Raw genomic sequence first — 19,787 nt, forward strand, 5'->3', positions numbered from 1 at the left:
TCCCATGAGTGCATCCACGCTGGGATTCTCGGTGCCCCAGGTCAATGCGCGCTCCAAGGTCACGGGGCGCGCCCTGTACGCCGGCGACATCCAGTTCCCCGGCATGCTGCACGGCAAGGTGCTGCGCAGCCCCTATCCGCACGCCCGCATCGCGCACATCGATGTGACGCAGGCGCTTGCGCTGCCCGGCGTGAAGGCGGTCGTGACGGGGGCCGACGGGCCGCCGGTGCCGTGGGGCGTCCACCACAAGGAACGGCTCACGCTGGCACGCGACGTGGTTCGCTTCGCCGGGGAGGAAGTGGCCGCCGTTGCCGCGACGAGCGAAGAGATCGCACGCGACGCGCTGGACCTGATCCGGGTCGAGTACGAAGAACTGCCAGCCCTCCTCACGCCCGACGAGGCGCTGGCTCCGCAGGCCACGCCGGTCCATCCCGGTCGCGCCGGCAACATCTCGCACGAGATCCGCTTCGAGCGCGGCGACGTCGATGCGGCCTTCACGCAAGCCCACCTGGTGCATGAAGCCACGTACACCACGCATGCGCAATACCCCGGCTATATGGAGCCGATGGCCTCCGTGGCGGCGGTCGATGCCGACGGCCGCCTGCAGGTGTGGACCTCGACCCAATCCGCGTTCCTGGTGCGCGCCCGCCTGGCCGCGGTGCTCGAGCTGCCGGTCTCTCGGGTGCGCGTCATCCAGGCGACCACCGGCGGCGGCTTCGGTGGCAAGATCATCGAGGACGCCAACAGCCTGATCGCCGGACTGCTGGCGCTGCGCACCGGCAGGCCGGTACGGCTCGTCAACACCCGCCTGGAGGATTTCCTCGCCTGCGCGACCAGCGTGCCCGAAAGCATCACGCTCAGGCTCGGCATGGATCGCGCGGGCCGGATCGTCGCCAAGGACGTGCACATCGTGGCCGACTGCGGCGCCTACAGCGGTCTGTCGGCGGAGGTCATGCATGTCAGCGCGATGCGCAGCGACAACATGCACCGCAACGGCAACGTGCGTTCGCACGCCACGCTGGTCTACACACACACGCCGCCGCACGGGGCCTTTCGGGGGTTCGGCGGCACGCAGATGCTGTTCGCACTGAACAGCCACATCGACACCATGGCCCGCAGGCTGGACCTCGATCCGCTGGAGGTCCATCGGCTCAATGCGATCGAGCGCGGCGAAACCTCGGTGCATGGCTGGAAGATCGGCAGCACCGGCCTGACCGAGTGCCTCGCGCAATGCGCCGACGCGATCGGCTGGAGCGGCAGGCGCAGCCGCAACGATGCCATGCAGGGCGCGAAGCGGCGCGGGCTCGGCCTGGCCGCGGCCATGCATGTGAGCGGCAACAGGACCATCGGCGACTGGGACGGCTCCACCGTCATGCTGAAGATCGACGAGGACGGCCGTGTCGTCCTGCACAGCAGCGAGGCGGACATGGGCCAGGGGGCCATGACCATGCTGTCGCAGGTCGTGGCGCACGAGCTCGACATCCCGCTCGCGCATGTGCACGTCGCCCCGCCCGACACCGACAGCTCGCCCTGGTGCATCGGCTCGCTCGCCTCGCGCGTCACCATGGCGGCGGGCAATGCGGCCATCGTGGCGGCGCGCGCCGCGCGGGACAAGCTGCTCGAGCAAGCTGCCGCCATGCTGCAGGCACCCGTCGACGAGCTGCAATGCGCGGGGGGCACGGTGCATGTGCGCGCGATGCCGCAACGCAGCCTCACGCTGGCCGAGCTGGCGCGCGCGCGCCTCTGGCGCCAGGGGGGCGAAGGCATTCAGGTCATCGGCACCTGGGATGCCAGGACCGAGATGTTCGACAAGAAGAGCCTCATGGGCAACATCGCGCCGGCCTACTCCTTCGCTGCGCAGGCGGTCGAGGTCGAAGTCGATATCGAGACGGGACAGGTCACCCTGGTCGACAGCTTCGTGTCCGACGACTGTGGAAGGGCCCTCAATCCGCAGGCGGTCCACGGGCAAAGCAACGGCGCTGCCGCGCAGGCGATCGGCTGGACGCTGTACGAGCGCCTGCAACTGGAGGACGGCCGCATCGCCAACGGCAACTTCGCCGACTACACCATGCCGACGCCGGACGCGCTGCCCATGCTGCGCAGCGGGATCGTGGAATCGAACGACCCCCATGGCCCCTACGGCGCCAAGGGGGCGAGCGAAACGGCGATCCTGCCCGGCCCCGCCGCGATCGCCAACGCCGTGTTCGATGCGGTGGGCGTTCGCATCACGGACCTGCCGATCACGCCCGAGAAGCTGCTGGCTGCGCTGCGCCGGCGAGAGGAGGCGCGCCATGCGTGAGTTCGAGTTCCTGCAGCCGCGCACCGTGACCGAGGCGAGCCGCATGCTTGCCGACCTGGGCGACGAATGCAGGGTGATGGCCGGCGGCACCGCCTTGCTGTTGGCCATGCGCCAGCGCATGGTGGCGCCGTCGCACGTGGTCTCGGCCATGCAGATCGAGGGGCTGCGCGCAATCTCCTTCGATGCGCGCCAAGGCTTGCGCATCGGCGCGCTGGTGAAGCATGCCGAGCTGGCACGCTCCGATGTCGTTCGGCGCCACTACCCCATGCTCGCGGCAATGGCCGCGCAGGTCGCCAATCCGCAGGTGCGCAACCAGGGCACGCTGGGCGGCAACCTCTGCTATGCCGACCCCGCCACCGATCCGCCCGGCTGCCTGATGGCGCACGGCGCGCAGCTGGTGCTGGGCAGCGCGCGCGGCGAACGCGTGCTCTCGATCGAGGAATTCCTGGTGGACTACTACGTGACCGCTCTCGAGCCCGACGAGCTGCTGGTGGAGATCCGCGTCCCGGCGCCGCCATCCGGCGCCGAGGGCCGCTACACGCGCTTCCTGCGCACGGCCGCGGAGCACCGGCCGCTCGCCAGCGTCTCCCTGATGGCGCGGAAGGAGGGCATGCTGTGCCGCGAGGCGAGGCTGGTCGTGGGCGCATCCGTGGCCATTCCGGGCCGCGTCAACCGCGCAGAGGAATTCCTGCGCGGCAGGACCATCACGCAGGCCACGGCAGCAGAGGCCGCCGACATCGTCGCAGCGGACATCGAGCCCATCTCGGACACGCGCGGCACCGCCACTTTCCGACGCGACATGGTGAGGGTCGCCTGCCGCCGGACCATCGCGGGCCTGTTCGGCCTGCAAGGAGAGAACCCATGAGCCAACACGCCATTGCCCTGGTCGTCAACGGAGAACGGCAGGAGGCGGACGTCCCCGCGCGCAGGCTGCTGTCCGACTTCCTGCGGGACGACCTGCACCTGACGGGCACCAAGCGGGGCTGCGAGACCGGCGTCTGCGGCGCCTGCTCGGTGCTGATCGACGGCGAGGTCGTGAAGTCCTGCCTCTCGCTGGCAGTGCATGCCGACGGCTGTTCCGTCACCACGGTCGAAGGGCTGGCGCAGGACGACCGGCTGCACCCTCTGCAGGAAGCGTTCATGCGCTGCGGTGGGCTCCAGTGCGGCTACTGCACGCCGGGGTTCCTGATCGCCTCGTGCGCGCTGCTGGCGAAGAACCCGGCGCCTTCGGAGCACGAGGTGCGCCACGGCCTCGACGGCAACCTGTGCCGCTGCACCGGCTACAGCCAGATCGTTGAGTCGGTGCTGGACGCCGCGGAGAAGATTCATGGAAATTGAGAAGACCCTGGCCTTTGCCGCCCCGCCCACACGGATCTGGGCGCTGCTGCTGGACCCCGAGGTGATGGGCGGTTGCGTTCCTGGCATGCAGTCGATCGAGGTGGTGAGTCCCACCGAATACAAGGCGCTGATGGCGGTGAAGATCGCCTTCGTGAGCGCGAAGTTCAGGCTGAGGACGACCATCCTCGAGCAACGCGCGCCTTGCTACCTGCGCTGCGAAGGCACCGGCGAGGATGCCTCGGTGGCCAGTTCGCTCAAGCAGCAGAGCGAGATGTTCCTGACCGAACAGGCGGACGGCGGCACTCAGCTGCGCGTGAAGGTGCGGGTCGACGTGCTGGGGCGACTCGGCAGCTTCGGGCTGAGCATCATGAAGACCAAGGCGGACCGCATGTGGGACGAGTTCGGGCAGAAGCTGGCAGATCGCATCGAGTCGCAGCAGGCAACACCGGTCGAGCCCGTTGCGCCCGAAACCGCGCCGACTCCGCCCGCCCTGCCCCTTGCCGAGCCGGGCGCGGTGCAGCCGGGACTGCCCGAACGCCCCTCAAGTGCCATCGGGGCTGAAGCCGCCCCGCTCCGGTCGGAGAAGATCGGCTGGGGGCCACGCCTGCTCCGCGCGCTCGCGAAGCACGGCGCCCCGATAGGCGAGCGCCACATCCGCATCGAGCTGGTGCGCAACGGCGCGACGGTCACCGTCCATTTGCCGATGGAAGCGGCCGGCGAATGCGCCGCGCTCCTGCGCGACTGCCTGCGGGCGACAACGAAGGAGTCAGCATGAACATGCCACGCGGCCATCGCACGATCCAGACGGCGTCCCATTGGGGCGTCTACAACGTTGAAGTCGACCCACGCGGCCAGATCGTTCGGACCACGCCATTCAGGTACGACCCCCATCCGCCGAGCTACATGGCGAGCCTGCCGGAGACGGTTCGCAGTCCGCTGCGCATCGACCAGCCGCATGTCCGCGCCGGCTACCTGCAGCGCGAGAAGACGCGCAAACGCGGCGGCGAGCCATTCATCCCGATCGGCTGGGACGAGGCGCTGGACCTGGTCGCCGGCGAGTTGGCGCGCGTCAAATCCGAGTTCGGCAACGAGGCCATCTACGGCGGCTCCTACGGCTGGGCAAGCGCCGGACGGCTCCATCATTCCCCCAGCGTCCTCAAGCGCTTCCTCGGCCTGCATGGGGGCTACGTCGACAAGCGTGGCAACCACAGCTTCGGGGCGGCCTTGCAGATCGCACCCTACATCCTCGGCCGCTCGGACATCACGGAAATGGTGGTGCCCTGGCCCGACCTGGTGGCGTGCGCCGAGCTGGTGGTGATGTTCGGCGGCGCGTCGCTGAAGAATACCCAGATCGATGCCGGCGGCGCCGTGGCGCACGAGAACCCGGACTGGTTCCGGCGCGCGGCCGCGGCAGGCATCCGCTTCGTCAACATCAGCCCATCGCGCCAGGACCTGCCAGCGGAGGTGAAGGCGGAGTGGATTCCGCTGCGGCCGAACACCGACGTCGCGTTGATGCTGGGCATCGCGCACACCTTGGAGAAGGAAGGCCTGTGCGACCGGGCCTTTCTGGCGACGTACAGCGAAGGCTACGAGCGCTTCGAGGCCTACCTCATGGGGCGTGAGGATGGCCAACCCAAGGATGCGCGCTGGGCAAGCCGCATCACCGAGGTGCCCGCAGAGGTGATCGAAGGTCTGGCGAGAACAATGGCCCGGTCGCGCACCCTCGTCACGACGAGCTGGTCGATTCAGCGCGCCGACCACGGCGAGCAGCCGGTCTGGATGACGATCACGCTGGCGGCCATGCTGGGCCAGATCGGGCTCCCCGGACGCGGCTTCAGCCTGGGCTTCGGCGCGGTCAACGGCACGACGAGGTCGCACCACGAGGGCATTCCGCGGCCGACTCTGCCGCTCGGATCCAATCCCGTGAAGACCTATGTGCCGGTCGGACGCGTCGGCGACATGCTGCTGCGCCCCGGCGCGACGATCGAATACGACGGCAAGACCATCACCTATCCGGAGACGAGACTGCTGTACTCGATCGGAGGCAACCCTTTCCACCACAACGGCAACCTCAACCGGTTCCTCGAGGCCTGGCAGCGACTCGACACCGTGATCGTCCATGAGCCCTGGTGGAACCCGGCCGCCAAGCACGCGGACATCGTGCTTCCGGCGACCACCACGATGGAGCGCAACGACATCCTCGCGCAGGAGTACACGCCCTTCTGGATCGCGATGAAGCAGGTGATCGAGCCCGTGGGCCAGGCACGCAACGACTTCGACATCATGGCGAGCCTGGCGACCCGCCTGGGATTCGGTCACGCCTACACGGAGGGGCGCGACGAGCTCGGATGGCTGAAGCACATGTACGAAGGCGCCCGCACACAGGCGCGGGCCCTCGGCTTCGAACCGCCGGAGTTCCAGGCCTTCTGGGATGCAGGGGTGTTCGAGTTTCCGCCGCCACCAGACGCCAAGGTCCTGCTCGAGGACTTCCGGCGCGATCCTGCCGGGCACCGGCTGTCCACGCCGTCTGGGCGGATCGAGATCTTCTCGAGCACCATCGCCGGCTACCGCTATGCGGACTGCCCGCCGCATCCGACATGGCTGGAGCCCGCGGAGTGGCTGGGGTCGCGAACGGCGTCGCGTTTTCCACTGCATCTTCTGTCGAATCAACCGGCAGCGCGACTGCACAGCCAACACGACCACGCTCCCGCGAGCCGCCGCAGGAAGGTTGCTGGGCGAGAGGCGCTGGCCATGCATCCCGTTGACGCGACAACCCGCGGACTCGCGCAGGGAGACATCGTGCGGGTCTTCAATGACCGTGGCGCGTTCCTCGGTGGATTGGTCGTCGCGGACGATCTTCGTCCCGGGGTCGTCCAGATCTCGACTGGTGCCTGGTACGACCCTGCCGAAGGCGGCGAGCCCGGCACCCTCGAGAAGCACGGCAATCCGAATGTCGTCACCCTGGATGGCGGCACGTCGCAGCTGGCGCAATCGACCGTCGTCCAGACAGCCCTGGTGCAGGTCGAAAAATGCGGATCGCCACCGCCGGTGACCGCGTTCGAGCCGCCGCAGTTCGCTGCGCGCTCCTTCTGACGGAATGTCCCCGCTGCCCTGAAGCCTTCCCCTGCAGCCGCATCCCGAGTGCCTTCACCGAACGAGCGTGCACCAGGCCCGAAGAACTTGATACTCTCCTTTCATGGCTCGACTGACCTGCCTCGAGCACGCCGACCACGACCAGGAGACCGACGACATGAGCGATCACTTTGCCGACGACGAACTGGCCCTTCTGCGCGAGCACGGCATCGTGCTCTTCGCCGAGCGGGTGATCTTCGATGCGCAGCCCCCGATGACAGTCGAGCAGATCGCGGCCGTGCAGGAGCGCTGCGCCGGGCCGCTCCCGCCCGAGCTGGTCTCGCTGTGGCAACGCACCGGCGGCGGTCGAATCGACTACGACCTGCACCTGCGTATCAACGGCTACGAAGAGGCCGTCAGCTGGGCCGAGCTGTTCTGGAAAGGCAGCGGCGCAGACCATGACCTCCAGGACTGGATCGAACACGAACAGCAGAACGCGCAGGCGGCGGCCGCGACCCGCGGGCAGCAGTGGGATGGCAAGCTCACTGCCCTGCCCTTCGGCGGCTTCGAGTCCAGCGACCGGGTCTATGCGGTGGTCGAGCAAGGCGCCGACTACGGCCACATCCTGGCCTGGAAGCAGGGCCTCCCCGAGGCCTGGGCGCACGCGATGCACGAGGATGGCATGACCACCATTGCGCACGACCTCCCTGCCGCCTTCGCCATGCTGCACCTGGACGAGGACCCGCTCGAGCCCGCGGGCGACTACTTCACGGGGCAGGCGCTGCTCGAATACCTCGACGAACGGCACCAGGCGCACGGCCTTGCGCTCGAGCTGGTGGACAAGCTGGTGGCCTTCTACCGCCGCGCGGTGGTCGACTGGCGCACGCCGCTGGCCGCGGGCACGCTGGGTGGCGACGCCGTGCTCTCACGCATTGCGCTGCGACACGCCGTTGCCACTGACGACCCGGCGCTGGTCGAGCGCCTCGCCGCCACCGGCGTCCCGCTCGACGGACCGCTGCAGGGCAGCGCACCGGCCACCGACCTGGCCCTTGCCCATGGCGCACACCATGCGGCGGAAGCGCTCGCGCGCGCGGGGGCGCCCGTGTCGCCCGACGCGCTCGACGCCATCGACAGCGCAGTCTCGCCCGAGCTGGTAGCGCTTCTGCTGGACCGCGGCGCCCAACCCAGCGCCACGGCGATCGCCGAATGCGTGGCCTGCGGCGCGCCCGCCGCTGCGCGAGTGATCGCCGACGCCTACCGGAAGCAACACGAGGACCTGCCGGCTGCCTTCGAGACGGTGCGCCAGGACATGCTGGCCGACCTGGAGCGCTCGCTGGCCGAAGTGCGCACCGGCAAGCGCAGCCACTATCTCGGTGCCGAGGGCCTGGCGGAGCGCGTCGATCACCTGCAGAGCTTCAGCCTCTGAGCCTTCACGCCCCGTAGAGCCAGGGCACGTCGAGCAAGCGCGGGCCCAGCAGCCGCAGCGCTGCGTCACGGCCCACGCGCACCAGGCCGGTCGCATGGAAGATCTCGCCGTTGCGCCGCGCCCGCGCCTGCACCTGCGCATTGCGTTCCCAGCGCCCTTGCGCGTAGTGCGCGAGACGCTGCGGCACCTCCTCGGCGCCGCAGCCGTCCAGCGCCTCGGCCAGCGCCACGCCGTCCTCGATCGCCATGCCGGCGCCTTGCGCGAGGTAAGGCAGCATCGGGTGCGCGGCATCGCCGACCAGCGCCACGCGCTCGCCGGCCATCTGCTCGGGACCGCTGAGCGGCGGGCGGTCGCACAGCGTCCAGGCCCGCCATGACGGCATTGCCTCCAGCAGCCGCTGCAGGCCGGTGTGCATGTGGCCGGTCGCGGCCTGCAGGGTGGCCAGGCTGCTGGCCTGGTCCCAGTCGCGTGCATCCCCGGTCGGCGCGGCCTCGGCCAACACCACGACGTTGAGCGCCTCGCCACGCCGAACCGGGTAGGCCACCGCATGGAGGCGTGGGCCGAGCCAGACGCTGATCTGCGTGCTGCGCAACGCGGCTGGCAATGCGGACTGCGCGATCAGCGCGCGCCACGCCGTATGGCCGGTCGCGCGCGGTGGCGATGCGTCCTCCACCAGGCGCGCGCGCACCGTGCTCCAAAGGCCGTCGGCGCCGACCAGCGCATCGCCTTCCCAAGCCCTGGTCGCGGTGCTCGCGACGCAGACCGCGCCCGCACGCGCCACGGCATCGGTGATGCGCGCGGCGGTGTTGAGGGTGACGGCGCCGGTGCCACGCACCGCTGCGAGCAGCACCGCATGCAGGTCGGCGCGATGGGCGCAGAGGTAGGGCGCACCATAGCTGCGCAACATCGCGTTGCCGAGCGGCAGGCGCGCGATTTCATCGCCGCGCACCGCGCTGCGCACGACCAGCGCCTCGGGCTTGGCGGCAATGCGCATCAGCGGCTCCCATACTTCCAGCATCTGGAGCCGGCGCGCGACGTTGGGCCCGAGCTGGATGCCCGCGCCGACCTCCGCGAAGGCCACGGCTTGTTCGAACAAGTCGATGCGATGGCGGCGTCGGGCCAACGCGAGGGCGCTGGCAAGGCCCGCAATGCCGCCGCCCGCGACCAGGATATGAGCGGCAGCCATCCCGCTCAGCGCGCGGTGCTGCTGCGCCTTGCTTGCGCCGAGGAGCCGGCCGGGGTGCCACAGCTGCCGCAGCTGTCGCACGAGCCGCATCCCGAAGTCCTGGAAAGCGAATCCGCGAGCCGGCGTGCGCGCTGCGCATCGACCAGGCCGGCGCGCTGCGAGCCCGAAGCGAGCCGAGCCGCCGCGGCGCGGCGCCAGCCGGCGGGCATCCAGCGCCAGAGGGCGTAGATCGCAGCCAGCGCGACGATCAGTCCGACGATGATGGGTTGCGTCATCTCATCCTCCTGTGAGTGCGAGGGCCAAACGATAGGTGATCCAGCACGCGACGTAGGCGAGCGCAAACAAGTAGGCTGCCATGATCCACACATAGCGCCACGATCCGGTCTCGCGCTTCACCGCCGCCAGCGTCGAGATGCATTGGGGCGCGAACACATACCAGACCAGCAGCGACAGCGCCGTGGCGAGCGACCAGCTGCCGGCAATCAGCGGCTCCAGCTGGCCCGCGACATCGTCGCCGGTCGCCGAGAGCGCGTACACCGTGCCGAGCGCGCCCACCGCCACCTCGCGCGCCGCCATGCCGGGCACCAGCGCGATGGAGATCTGCCAGTTGAAGCCGATGGGCGCGAAGAGGTGCTCCAGGCCGCGGCCGATGATGCCGGCCAGGCTGTACTGGATGGCCGGACCCGTCGCGCCCTCGGGCGGCGACGGAAAAGTGGACAGGAACCACAGCAGGATCGTCAATGTCAGGATGATGGTGCCCACCCGCTGGATGAAGATCCAGCCGCGCTCGTACAGGCCCAGCGCCAGGTTGCGCAGGTTCGGCCAACGATAGGCAGGCAGTTCCATCATCAGCGGGGAGCGCTGCTGAGAGCCTCGGAAGCGTTTCATCACCCACGCCACGGCCATGGCCGAGACGATGCCGAAGACGTACAGCGCGAACAGCACCACGCCCTGCAGGTTGAACACCCCGCCCACGGTTCGCGCCGGGATGAAGGCCGCGATCAGCAGCGCATAGACCGGCAGGCGCGCCGAGCAGGTCATCAGCGGCGCGATCATGATGGTCGTGAGCCGATCGCGCCAGTTGCTGATGGTGCGCGTGGCCATCACGCCGGGGATGGCGCAGGCGAAGCTCGACAGCAGCGGAATGAAGGAGCGGCCCGACAGCCCCACCGTGCCCATCACGCGGTCAAGCAGGAAGGCGGCGCGTGGCAGGTAGCCCGAGTCTTCGAGCGCCAGGATGAACAGGAACAGGATCAGGATTTGCGGCAGGAAGACGATCACGCCGCCCACGCCAGCGATGATGCCGTCCACCAGCAGGCTCTGCAGCATGCCCTCGGGCACCCACTGCTTGATCAGCTCGCCGAGGGCGCCCGTGGCGTCCTTGATGGCATCCATCGGCACGTTGGCCCAGCTGAAAACCGCCTGGAACATCAGGAACAGCGTCCCCGCCAGGACCAGCATGCCCCACAGCGGATGCATCACAACCCGATCGATGCGGTCGCTGGCGGCCAGGCTGCCCGCGGGCTCGCGCACCGCCGCGGCCAGGATGCGGCGCACCTCGCGCTGGGTGGCGAGCACGTCGTCCAGGGCTGGGGCTTGCCACGGCGCAGCCTGGGCGACCGCGACCGGCGCATCCAGCTGCGCCAGCAGGCCCTGCGCGCCGCCCGCGTGCACACCGACCGTCTCGATCACCGGAACGCCCAGCTCGGCCGCCAGCAGCGGCACGTCGATCTCGATGCCCTGCTTCTTCGCCATGTCGGTCATGTTGAGCGCCACCACCATCGGCAGGCCCAGGCGCCGGGCCTCGAGCACGAGGCGCAGGTTGAGCCGCAGGTTGGTGGCGTCGGTCACGCACACCAGCAGGTCGGGCAGCGCCTCGTCGCTCTTGCCGGTCACCACGTCGCGCGTGACGGCCTCGTCGGCCGACAGCGCATTGAGGCTGTAGGCCCCGGGCAGGTCGAGCACGGCCAGGCGCCGGCCGGACGGCGTGCGCAGCAGGCCTTCCTTGCGCTCGACCGTCACGCCGGCGTAATTGGCGACCTTCTGTCGGCTGCCGGTGAGCAGGTTGAAGAGCGCCGTCTTGCCGCAATTGGGATTGCCCAGCAGTGCGATGCGCCCCGGCGGCGCGGACGAGACGGCGGCGCCGGGTTGGAAGTGGAGGGTGGCCTCAGCCATGCTGCGTGCCTCCGGGCAGCACGCGCACCAGCGCTGCCTCGTGCCGCCGCAGCGCGAAAGTGGTGTGGCCAAGTCGCACGGCCAGCGGCTCGCGATTGGGCACCCCGCTGGCGACGATGCGGACCATCTCGCCAGGCACGAAACCGATCTCGGTCAGCCGGAGCACCAGGTCGCGCGCTTCCTTTTCTTCGGACCTCGCAACCTCGAGCACGGTGGCCCATTCATGACTGGGAAGCTGATCAAGGCTGATGGCGGCCTTCGCCGCCGGATTCATGGTGGTCACCCGAAGATCCAAAATCGACAAAATGAGAATTATTCTCGAAAACACGGACCTTGGGGCGAATCGGAATCAAAGTATCCCTGCCGGACGGACATCATCGGGTTGACGGCAGACCCGCAATCCGGCCCGCCGCCCGGCACTTCCATGAAAGCGGCCCCTTCCCGCGCACAAGGAAGACGGCTACTCCCACTCCCTGCTCCGCCGGGGCGAAGGCATCCGGCCCGTGCTGGACAGGCTATCGCAGCGGGCACGGAAGCGACTGAAGGAAAACGGCGCGCTCAGGCGGCCAGCAGTTGCCTCAGCACGAACGGGAGAATGCCGCCGTGCTTGTAGTAGTCGACTTCGATCGGCGTGTCGATGCGCAGCCGCACCGTCACCTCCTGGTGCGTGCCGTCGGCGCGGTGGACGACGATCTTCACGTCCATCTGCGGCTTGAGCTCGCCGCCGATCACCACGTCGATCTTCTCCTCGCCGGTGAGGCCCAGGCTCTCCCATGAATCGGCGCCGCGGAACTGCAGCGGCAGCACGCCCATGCCGACCAGGTTGGCGCGGTGGATGCGCTCGAAGCTTCGCGCCACGACGGCCTGGATGCCGAGCAATTGCGTGCCCTTCGCGGCCCAGTCGCGCGAGGAGCCGGTGCCGTACTCCTCGCCGCCGAAGATCACCGTGGGCGTGCCCTGCTCGATGTACTTCATGGCCGCGTCATAGATGAACATCTTCTCGCCGCCGGGCTGGAACAAGGTCACGCCGCCCTCCTCGCGCGAGCCGTCCGGGCCGGGAGGGATCATGAGGTTCTTGATGCGCACGTTGGCGAAGGTGCCGCGCATCATCACCTCGTGGTTCCCACGGCGCGAGCCGTAGCTGTTGAAGTCGGCCTTGGAAACGCCATGCGCCTTGAGCCAGATGCCGGCCGGCGAGCTTTCCTTGATGGCGCCGGCGGGCGAGATGTGGTCGGTGGTGATCGAATCGCCGAACAGGGCCATGATGCGCGCGCCGCTGAAGCCCGCATCCGACGCGTGCGGCTGCATCTTGAAGCCGTCGAAGAACGGCGGCTTGGCGATGTAGGTCGACGTCGGCCAGTCGTAAACCTGGCCCGGGGTGCCCTTGATGCTGCTCCACAGCTTCCCGGGGTTCTCCTGGATCTGCTCATAGTTCCTGCGGAAGGCCTTGGCGTTCATCGCGTAGCGCAGGTTCTCGTCGATCTCCCTGGAACTCGGCCAGATGTCGCCGAGGTACACGTCCCTGCCCTTCTTGCCCTTGCCCACCGGCTGAGTCATCAGGTCGACCATCACGTTGCCGGCGATCGCGTAGGCGACCACCAGCGGCGGCGAGGCCAGGAAGTTGGCCTTGAGGTTCGGATGAATGCGGGCCTCGAAGTTGCGGTTGCCCGAGAGCACGGCGGCAGCCACCAGGTTGTTCTTCGTGATCACCTCGTTGATCTCGGGCGCCAGGTCGCCTGCATTGCCGATGCAGGTAGTGCACCCGTAGCCCGCCAGGTAGAAGCCCAGCTTCTCGAGGTAAGGCAGGAGGCCCGCCTTCTCGAGGTACTCGGTCACGATGCGCGAACCCGGTGCCAGCGAGGTCTTCACGTGCGGCTTGACCTTCAGGCCCGCCTCCACCGCCTTCTTGGCCAGCAGGCCCGCTGCCAGCAGCACGCTGGGATTGGAGGTGTTGGTGCACGAAGTGATGGCAGCGATCAGCACGTCGCCGTTCCCGATGGTCACCGCGTTGTTCGGCGCATGGGCCGTGGTGGCGCCGACATGCGCGGCCTCGGCGGTCGGCTTGTTGGCGACCATCTCGACAACCGGCGCGGGCGCGCCGGGCCGAGGCTCGGTGGGCGCCTCCTCGGCCGTCTCGCCGTGCTGCGACAGCGGGTAGCGTGCCTTGAGCTTTTCAGCCGGCTGGTTGAAGCCGTTGGCCTCGTTCGGCTTGCTGTAGAGCTCGGAGAACTTCGTCGCGAGATGGCCGAGGTCGATGCGATCCTGCGGGCGCTTGGGGCCGGCCAGGCTGGGCGTGACAGTGCCGAGGTCGAGCTTGACGATCTTGGTGTAGTTGAGCTCGCCGGGCGCCGGCATGCCGAACAGGCCTTGCGCCTTGTAGTAGGCCTCGAAGCGCTCGATTTCCTTGTCGGTACGTCCGGTGCCGCGGAAATACTCGACAGTCCTCTCGTCGACGGGGAAGAAGCCCATGGTGGCGCCGTACTCGGGCGCCATGTTGCCAATGGTCGCGCGATCGGGAACGGGAATGGAGGCGGCGCCGGGCCCGAAGAACTCGACGAACTTGCCCACCACCTTCTCGCTGCGCAGGATGTTGGTGACGTAGAGCACCAGGTCGGTGGCCGTCACGCCCTCGCGCAGCTTGCCGCCGAGCTCGAATCCGACCACGTCGGGCGTGAGCATGTAGACCGGCTGGCCCAGCATGGCGGCCTCGGCCTCGATGCCGCCCACGCCCCACCCCACGACGCCGATGCCGTTGATCATGGTCGTATGGCTGTCGGTGCCCACCAGCGAATCGGGGTAATAGACCGGCGTGTCGCTCGTGTCCTGCGGGCTCTTGTAGACGCCGCGCGCGAAGTACTCGAGGTTGACCTGGTGCACGATCCCGAAGCCCGGCGGCACCACGCCGAAGGTGTCGAAGGCCTGCATGCCCCACTTCATGAATTGGTAGCGCTCGTTGTTGCGCTGGAATTCCAGCTTCATGTTGAGGTCGAGCGCCTTCGGCGTGCCGTAATAGTCCACCATGACCGAGTGGTCGACCACCAGGTCCACCGGCACCAGCGGCTCGATGGTCTTGGGCGACTTGCCGAGCGACTGCGCCACGCTGCGCATCGCGGCCAGGTCGGCCAGCAGCGGCACGCCGGTGAAGTCCTGCAGCACCACCCGGGTCACGACGAAGGGGATCTCGTCGGTGCGATCCGCGTTGGGCGCCCAGTTGGCGAGCTGCTCGACGTGCTCGGGCGCGACCTTCTTGCCGTCGCAGTTGCGCAGCACCGACTCGAGCACGATGCGGATCGAGACCGGCAGCTTGTCGACATTCGGGTATTGCCTGGCGAGTTCCTTGAGCGACCAGTATTTGCCGGCTTTGCCCGATGCCGTCTTGAAGGTCTTGAGCATGGGGGCGAAAGCGTGCGCCGGTTCTCTGGCCATGAGGAACTCCTTTGGATTCGTGGAAGGCACCTCAAAGATAGCAGGGTTCGATGACGAGGTCAGGCCCGAAGGATGATGACCTCGCAGGTCATGGTGGCCACGCGCAGCCTCACTACGATGACGGCCATGAGCCTGCATTCGACACCGCCCACCGCCGCCGATTCCTTCGGCACCCACCTGCGCCACTGGCGCCAGCACCGCCGACTCAGCCAGCTCGACCTGGCGCACGAGGCCCAGGTATCGACCCGGCACTTGAGCTATGTCGAGACCGGCCGCGCCGAGCCCAGCCGCGAGATGGTGCTGCGCCTCGCCGAGCGGCTGGAGGTGCCGCTGCGCGAGCGCAACACCTTGCTGGTGGCGGCCGGCTATGCGCCGATGTACCGCCAGCGTTCGCTGGACGACCCAGCGCTGGCGCCCGCCCGGCAAGCGGTGGACCTGGTGCTCAAGGGGCACGAGCCTTTCCCGGCACTGGCCGTCGACCGCCACTGGAACCTGGTGGCGCACAACGCACTGGTGCCCCTGCTGATGGAAGGCGCGGCGCCGGAGCTGCTGGCTGCGCCGGTCAACGTCTTGCGGCTCAGCCTGCATCCCGACGGGGTGGCGCCGCGCATCGCCAACCTGGGCCAATGGCGCGCCCACTTGCTGGAGCGGCTGCAGCAGCAGATCGCGGCCACCGGAGATGCAGCGCTGGTCGCGCTGCACGACGAGCTCGCGGCCTACCCCGCGCCGCGGGTCAGCCACGACACGCCGGCCAACAACAGCGAACTCGCCGGCGTGGCCGTGCCCTTCCAGTTCGTGACCCCACAGGGGGTGCTGAGCTTCATCAGCACGACCACCATCTTCGGCACGCCGGTGGACATCACGCTGCAGGAGCTGGCAGTGGAGTCGTTCTTTCCGGCGGATGCCTCGACTGCCGCCGCGCTGGCTGCGCTGGCCCAGCAAGCTGCAGGCTGACGACGGTCGGCGCCGGACGACAAGCGAACGCGGCCTTTCGCGTCGCGGTTCGCACCCCGCAGCGGTCTAGCGTGGCGGTCTTTCACTTCATCGGAGATGCCCATGCCCACGACCGACCAGCACGCCAAGCTCTGGGACCTGATCAAGGACACGCGCTACGGCATGCTGACCCACCGCCATGGCGATGGCCAGCTGCACAGCCACCCTCTCACCACCCAAAGCAAGAACCTGGAGGAAGGGGGGACGCTCTACTTCTTCATTCCCAGAGACGGCGAGATCGCCCGCCACATCGCGAGCGACCCAATGGTCAACGTGTCTTACGCCAACACGGACAAGGACAGCTACGTCTCCGTCGCCGGGCAGGCCACGCTCGTCGAGGATCAGGCCAGGAAGGAAGCACTTTTCAACACCATGTCCAAGGCCTGGTTTCCGCAAGGCCCCACCGACCCCAACCTCGGTCTGCTCGCGGTGAGCATCGTCGAGGCCGAGTATTGGGACGTGAAGGACAGCAAGATGGTCCAGCTCATGAAGATGGCCGCTTCGGCCGTCACCGGAAATCCGCCAAGGCAAATGGCGGAGCACGAGAAGGTCCGGGGCGGCTGACGCCAGGCGCGGGACACGCAAAAAAAACCCGCCTGGGCAGGCGGGCTGGTCTGGCGTGCCGACGCGTCAGGCGGCGACCTTGTCGGCGACTTCCGTGTACTCCTCGATCTTGTCGAAGTTGAGGTACTGGTAGATCTGGTCGCTCGACGCGTCGAGCACACCGGTGCTGGCCATGTACTCGTCCCTGGTCGGGATGCGACCCAGGCGAGAGCAGATGGCCGCCAGCTCGGCGCTGCCCAGGTACACGTTGGTGTTCTTGCCAAGACGATTGGGGAAGTTGCGCGTGCTGGTCGACATCACCGTCGCGCCCTCGCGCACCTGCGCCTGGTTGCCCATGCACAGCGAGCAGCCCGGCATCTCGGTGCGCGCGCCCGCGTTGCCGAACACGCCGTAGTGGCCTTCCTCTGTCAGCTGCTGCGCATCCATCTTGGTCGGCGGCGCGATCCACAGCTTGACGGGAATGTCGCGCTTGCCTTCGAGCAGCTTCGAGGCGGCGCGGAAGTGACCGATGTTGGTCATGCAGGAGCCGATGAAGACCTCGTCGATCTGAGCGCCGGCCACGTCCGACAGCGTCTTCACGTCGTCCGGATCGTTGGGACAGGCGACGATCGGCTCGTGGACGTCCGCGAGGTCGATCTCGATGACCGCAGCGTACTCGGCGTCGTCATCGCCCTTGAGCAGCTGCGGGTCCTTCAACCAGGCTTCCTGCGCCGCGATGCGCCGGGCGAGGGTGCGGCCGTCGGCATAGCCTTCGGCGATCATCCAGCGCATCAACGTGATGTTGCTGTTGATGTACTCGATGATCGGTTCCTTGTTCAGGTGCACCGTACAGCCGGCAGCCGAGCGCTCGGCCGAGGCGTCGCTCAGTTCGAAGGCCTGTTCCACCTTCAGGTCCGGCAGGCCTTCGATCTCGAGGATGCGGCCGGAGAAGACGTTCTTCTTGCCCTTCTTCTCCACGGTCAGCAGGCCCTGCTTGATGGCGTAGAGCGGAATCGCGTTGACCAGGTCGCGCAGGGTCACGCCCGGCTGCATCTTGCCCTTGAAACGCACCAGCACGGATTCGGGCATGTCCAGCGGCATCACGCCGGTGGCAGCCGCGAAGGCCACCAGGCCCGAACCGGCCGGGAAGCTGATGCCGATCGGGAAGCGCGTGTGGCTGTCGCCGCCGGTGCCGACGGTGTCGGGCGTGAGCAGGCGGTTGAGCCAGCTGTGGATCACGCCGTCTCCCGGACGCAGCGAGACGCCCCCGCGCGTCGAAATGAAGTCAGGCAGCTCGTGGTGCATCTTCACGTCGACCTTCTTCGGGTACGCCGCCGTGTGGCAGAAGGACTGCATCACGAGGTCGGCGCTGAAGCCCAGGCAGGCCAGGTCCTTGAGCTCGTCGCGCGTCATCGGGCCGGTCGTGTCCTGGCTGCCGACCGAAGTCATCTTCGGCTCGCAATAGGTGCCGGGGCGAACGCCCTGACCTTCGGGCAGGCCGCAGGCGCGGCCGACCATCTTCTGGGCCAGCGAGAAGCCCTTCCTGGTGTCGACGGGGCTGACTGGCAGGCGGAACAGCGTGGAAGCGGGCAAACCCAGCGCCTCACGCGCCTTCGCGGTGAGGCCGCGGCCGATGATCAGCGGAATGCGGCCACCGGCACGCACCTCGTCGAACAGCACCTCGCTCTTGACCTTGAATTCGGCGATGACCTTGCCGTCCTTCAGCGCCTTGCCCTCATAGGGGCGCAGTTCGACCACGTCGCCCATCTCCATCTGGCTCACGTCGAGCTCGATGGGCAGCGCACCGGCGTCTTCCATCGTGTTGTAGAAGATCGGCGCGATCTTGGTGCCGAGGCAGACGCCGCCGAAGCGCTTGTTGGGGATGAACGGGATGTCCTGGCCGGTGAACCAGAGCACCGAATTGGTGGCGCTCTTGCGCGACGAACCGGTGCCGACCACGTCTCCCACATAGGCAACCTGGTGCCCCTTCTCCTTCAGCGAGTCGATGAACTTGATCGGGCCGCGCTTGCCGTCTTCTTCCGGCACGAAGGGCGCGCCCTCGCGCTTGTTCTTGAGCATGGCCAGCGCATGCATCGGAATGTCCGGGCGCGTGGTGGCGTCCGGTGCGGGAGAGAGGTCATCGGTGTTGGTCTCGCCGGGCACCTTGAAGACAGTGACCGTGAGGCTCTGCGGCACCTCGGGACGGCTGGTGAACCACTCGGCATCGGCCCAGCTCTGCAGCACGGCCTTGGCGTGGGCGTTGCCCTTGTCGGCCTTTTCCTTGACGTCGTGGAACTGGTCGAACATCAGCAGGGTCTTCTTCAGCCCCTCGGCCGCGACGCCGCCGACCTCGGCGTCGTCGAGCAGATCGACCAGCGGGCCGATGTTGTAGCCGCCCAGCATGGTGCCCAGCAGTTCGGTGGCGTGCGCACGCGAAAGCAGCAGGCTCTTTTCGGTGCCATGTGCGACCGCCGCCAGGTAGCTTGCCTTGACCTTGGCCGCGTCGTCCACGCCGGCCGGCACGCGGTGCGTGATCAGGTTCAGCAGGAACTCGCCGTCCTTGGCAGTGGCGGTCTTCATCAGTTCGATGACTTCGCTGGTCTGCCTGGCCGACAGGGGCAGCGGCGGGATGCCAAGCGCGGCGCGCTCGGCGACATGGTCAACGTAGGCTTGCAACATTACTTCTCTTTTCCGAAATCAGGTACCGGTGTGGCGGCCGAAGCAAAGGCGGGCCGCCGGCGCCTTGTCTTGCTTACTTCTTGGGAGCGTCAGCGCCGTCGAACAGGCTCTTGGGCGGGTTCTTCTTCATGTCTTCGGCGACGGCTGTCTGCTCGTTGGCCTGGCATTCGTCGGCCAGCCGCAGGCCCTGCTTCTGGCTCATCAGCATCGACTTGTTGCCCAGCTGCAGCCACATGGCCTCGGCCTTGGGATCTTCGAGGCGAATCGCGCCCGTGCGGCTGTTGACGGGATGCATGAAGTACTTCGTGCTCCCGTGCGTGAGGACGAAGAAGCCGGGCTTCTTCTGGCTGCTCTCGATCGCCACGCTGGCGCCGAGTTCGCACTTGATGGTGCCGGTGAGCACGCGCTTGGAGACCTCCAGGTCTTCGGGCGAGAGGACAACGTCGGACTCTTCGCTGATGGGCTTGGCTTCTTCGATCTTCTTGATGACGCGCTTGGGCACCACCTTCTGCGTCACTTTCTTGGCCGACTTCGCGGCCCGCTCCTTGAGCGGCGGCTTGGCCGTGGAATCCTGGGCCAGCGCCGACAACGGCAGTGCGAGCGCGACGGCGGCGATCAGGGCAAACTTCTTCATGGGTGTCTGTTCCTTT

At 67.9% G+C, this 19,787-nt stretch carries 15 protein-coding genes; 8 read left to right on the forward strand and 7 right to left on the reverse strand.

Going from position 1 to position 19,787, the window contains the following annotated elements; translation table 11 throughout:
- Window positions 1-4: 4 nt before the first annotated feature.
- The 6 genes from G3W89_RS22205 (at window position 5) to G3W89_RS22230 (ending at window position 8,135) form a co-directional block, all read left to right on the forward strand.
- On the forward strand, window positions 5-2,299 hold the full coding sequence (locus G3W89_RS22205) for a xanthine dehydrogenase family protein molybdopterin-binding subunit (protein WP_162576200.1): 2,295 nt from the start codon (window positions 5-7) through the stop codon (window positions 2,297-2,299).
- The gene (locus G3W89_RS22210; RefSeq protein WP_162576201.1) at window positions 2,292-3,164 is read left to right on the forward strand and encodes an FAD binding domain-containing protein; all 873 of its coding nucleotides are present in this window, start codon (window positions 2,292-2,294) and stop codon (window positions 3,162-3,164) included. The genes G3W89_RS22205 and G3W89_RS22210 overlap by 8 nt, the downstream gene beginning before the upstream one ends.
- A complete protein-coding gene (locus G3W89_RS22215) occupies window positions 3,161-3,637 on the forward strand; it encodes a (2Fe-2S)-binding protein (RefSeq protein WP_162576202.1) in 477 nt (158 codons plus the stop codon). Before G3W89_RS22210 ends, G3W89_RS22215 begins: the two co-directional genes overlap by 4 nt.
- On the forward strand, window positions 3,627-4,412 hold the full coding sequence (locus G3W89_RS22220; RefSeq protein WP_162576203.1) for a CoxG family protein: 786 nt from the start codon (window positions 3,627-3,629) through the stop codon (window positions 4,410-4,412). The genes G3W89_RS22215 and G3W89_RS22220 overlap by 11 nt, the downstream gene beginning before the upstream one ends.
- Window positions 4,409-6,730: a molybdopterin-dependent oxidoreductase gene (locus G3W89_RS22225; RefSeq protein ID WP_232076682.1), complete on the forward strand. Its 2,322-nt coding sequence runs from the start codon at window positions 4,409-4,411 to the stop codon at window positions 6,728-6,730. Before G3W89_RS22220 ends, G3W89_RS22225 begins: the two co-directional genes overlap by 4 nt.
- A gap of 103 nt (window positions 6,731-6,833) precedes the next feature.
- A complete protein-coding gene (locus G3W89_RS22230; protein ID WP_332107452.1) occupies window positions 6,834-8,135 on the forward strand; it encodes an SMI1/KNR4 family protein in 1,302 nt (433 codons plus the stop codon).
- A gap of 4 nt (window positions 8,136-8,139) precedes the next feature.
- Here G3W89_RS22230 and G3W89_RS22235 read toward each other — a convergent pair whose 3' ends face one another.
- The 5 genes from G3W89_RS22235 to G3W89_RS22255 all read right to left on the reverse strand — a co-directional run bounded on the left by G3W89_RS22235 (window position 8,140) and on the right by G3W89_RS22255 (window position 14,922).
- Window positions 8,140-9,321, reverse strand: coding sequence for an FAD-dependent monooxygenase (locus tag G3W89_RS22235; RefSeq protein ID WP_162577602.1), 1,182 nt, complete (start codon window positions 9,319-9,321; stop codon window positions 8,140-8,142).
- Between the two features lie 5 nt (window positions 9,322-9,326).
- Window positions 9,327-9,596, reverse strand: coding sequence for a DUF6587 family protein (locus tag G3W89_RS22240; RefSeq protein ID WP_162576204.1), 270 nt, complete (start codon window positions 9,594-9,596; stop codon window positions 9,327-9,329).
- A gap of 1 nt (window position 9,597) precedes the next feature.
- Window positions 9,598-11,496 carry a ferrous iron transport protein B gene (feoB, locus tag G3W89_RS22245; protein ID WP_162576205.1) on the reverse strand — a complete coding sequence of 633 codons (1,899 nt, stop codon included), beginning with the start codon at window positions 11,494-11,496 and terminating at the stop codon, window positions 9,598-9,600.
- Window positions 11,489-11,770, reverse strand: a complete 282-nt coding sequence (locus tag G3W89_RS22250; RefSeq protein WP_162577603.1) for a FeoA family protein — start codon at window positions 11,768-11,770, stop codon at window positions 11,489-11,491. The genes feoB and G3W89_RS22250 overlap by 8 nt, the downstream gene beginning before the upstream one ends.
- Window positions 11,771-12,054: 284 nt before the next feature.
- A complete protein-coding gene (locus G3W89_RS22255) occupies window positions 12,055-14,922 on the reverse strand; it encodes an aconitate hydratase (protein WP_162576206.1) in 2,868 nt (955 codons plus the stop codon).
- Window positions 14,923-15,048: 126 nt separating this feature from the next.
- On the opposite strand from G3W89_RS22255, the gene G3W89_RS22260 reads away from it, so the two are divergent.
- Together G3W89_RS22260 and G3W89_RS22265 are read left to right on the forward strand one after the other, a co-directional pair.
- Window positions 15,049-15,876 carry a helix-turn-helix domain-containing protein gene (locus G3W89_RS22260; protein ID WP_162577604.1) on the forward strand — a complete coding sequence of 276 codons (828 nt, stop codon included), beginning with the start codon at window positions 15,049-15,051 and terminating at the stop codon, window positions 15,874-15,876.
- Window positions 15,877-15,978: 102 nt separating this feature from the next.
- Entirely contained in the window at window positions 15,979-16,479 is a 501-nt protein-coding gene (locus G3W89_RS22265; protein ID WP_174258277.1) for a pyridoxamine 5'-phosphate oxidase family protein, read from the forward strand.
- Between the two features lie 66 nt (window positions 16,480-16,545).
- Here G3W89_RS22265 and G3W89_RS22270 read toward each other — a convergent pair whose 3' ends face one another.
- Together G3W89_RS22270 and G3W89_RS22275 are read right to left on the reverse strand one after the other, a co-directional pair.
- On the reverse strand, window positions 16,546-19,137 hold the full coding sequence (locus tag G3W89_RS22270; RefSeq protein WP_162576208.1) for a bifunctional aconitate hydratase 2/2-methylisocitrate dehydratase: 2,592 nt from the start codon (window positions 19,135-19,137) through the stop codon (window positions 16,546-16,548).
- 73 nt (window positions 19,138-19,210) lie between these two features.
- Window positions 19,211-19,771, reverse strand: a complete 561-nt coding sequence (locus tag G3W89_RS22275) for a hypothetical protein (protein ID WP_162576209.1) — start codon at window positions 19,769-19,771, stop codon at window positions 19,211-19,213.
- Between the last annotated feature and the right edge of the window lie 16 nt (window positions 19,772-19,787).

Source organism: Variovorax sp. PBL-H6, from assembly GCF_901827155.1.
In the GTDB taxonomy this organism is placed as follows: domain Bacteria; phylum Pseudomonadota; class Gammaproteobacteria; order Burkholderiales; family Burkholderiaceae_C; genus Variovorax.

Excerpts from the sequence above, each read along its gene's own strand:
- G3W89_RS22225 (WP_232076682.1), top strand. The coding sequence starts at position 4,409 with ATGAACATGCCACGCGGCCATCGCACGATCCAGACGGCGTCCCATTGG.
- G3W89_RS22240 (WP_162576204.1), bottom strand. The coding sequence starts at position 9,596 with ATGACGCAACCCATCATCGTCGGACTGATCGTCGCGCTGGCTGCGATC.
- G3W89_RS22230 (WP_332107452.1), top strand. The coding sequence starts at position 6,834 with ATGGCTCGACTGACCTGCCTCGAGCACGCCGACCACGACCAGGAGACC.
- G3W89_RS22260 (WP_162577604.1), top strand. The coding sequence starts at position 15,049 with ATGAGCCTGCATTCGACACCGCCCACCGCCGCCGATTCCTTCGGCACC.
- G3W89_RS22215 (WP_162576202.1), top strand. The coding sequence starts at position 3,161 with ATGAGCCAACACGCCATTGCCCTGGTCGTCAACGGAGAACGGCAGGAG.
- feoB (WP_162576205.1), bottom strand. The coding sequence starts at position 11,496 with ATGGCTGAGGCCACCCTCCACTTCCAACCCGGCGCCGCCGTCTCGTCC.
- G3W89_RS22220 (WP_162576203.1), top strand. The coding sequence starts at position 3,627 with ATGGAAATTGAGAAGACCCTGGCCTTTGCCGCCCCGCCCACACGGATC.
- G3W89_RS22270 (WP_162576208.1), bottom strand. The coding sequence starts at position 19,137 with ATGTTGCAAGCCTACGTTGACCATGTCGCCGAGCGCGCCGCGCTTGGC.
- G3W89_RS22255 (WP_162576206.1), bottom strand. The coding sequence starts at position 14,922 with ATGGCCAGAGAACCGGCGCACGCTTTCGCCCCCATGCTCAAGACCTTC.
- G3W89_RS22265 (WP_174258277.1), top strand. The coding sequence starts at position 15,979 with ATGCCCACGACCGACCAGCACGCCAAGCTCTGGGACCTGATCAAGGAC.
- G3W89_RS22205 (WP_162576200.1), top strand. The coding sequence starts at position 5 with ATGAGTGCATCCACGCTGGGATTCTCGGTGCCCCAGGTCAATGCGCGC.
- G3W89_RS22235 (WP_162577602.1), bottom strand. The coding sequence starts at position 9,321 with ATGGCTGCCGCTCATATCCTGGTCGCGGGCGGCGGCATTGCGGGCCTT.
- G3W89_RS22275 (WP_162576209.1), bottom strand. The coding sequence starts at position 19,771 with ATGAAGAAGTTTGCCCTGATCGCCGCCGTCGCGCTCGCACTGCCGTTG.
- G3W89_RS22210 (WP_162576201.1), top strand. The coding sequence starts at position 2,292 with ATGCGTGAGTTCGAGTTCCTGCAGCCGCGCACCGTGACCGAGGCGAGC.
- G3W89_RS22250 (WP_162577603.1), bottom strand. The coding sequence starts at position 11,770 with ATGAATCCGGCGGCGAAGGCCGCCATCAGCCTTGATCAGCTTCCCAGT.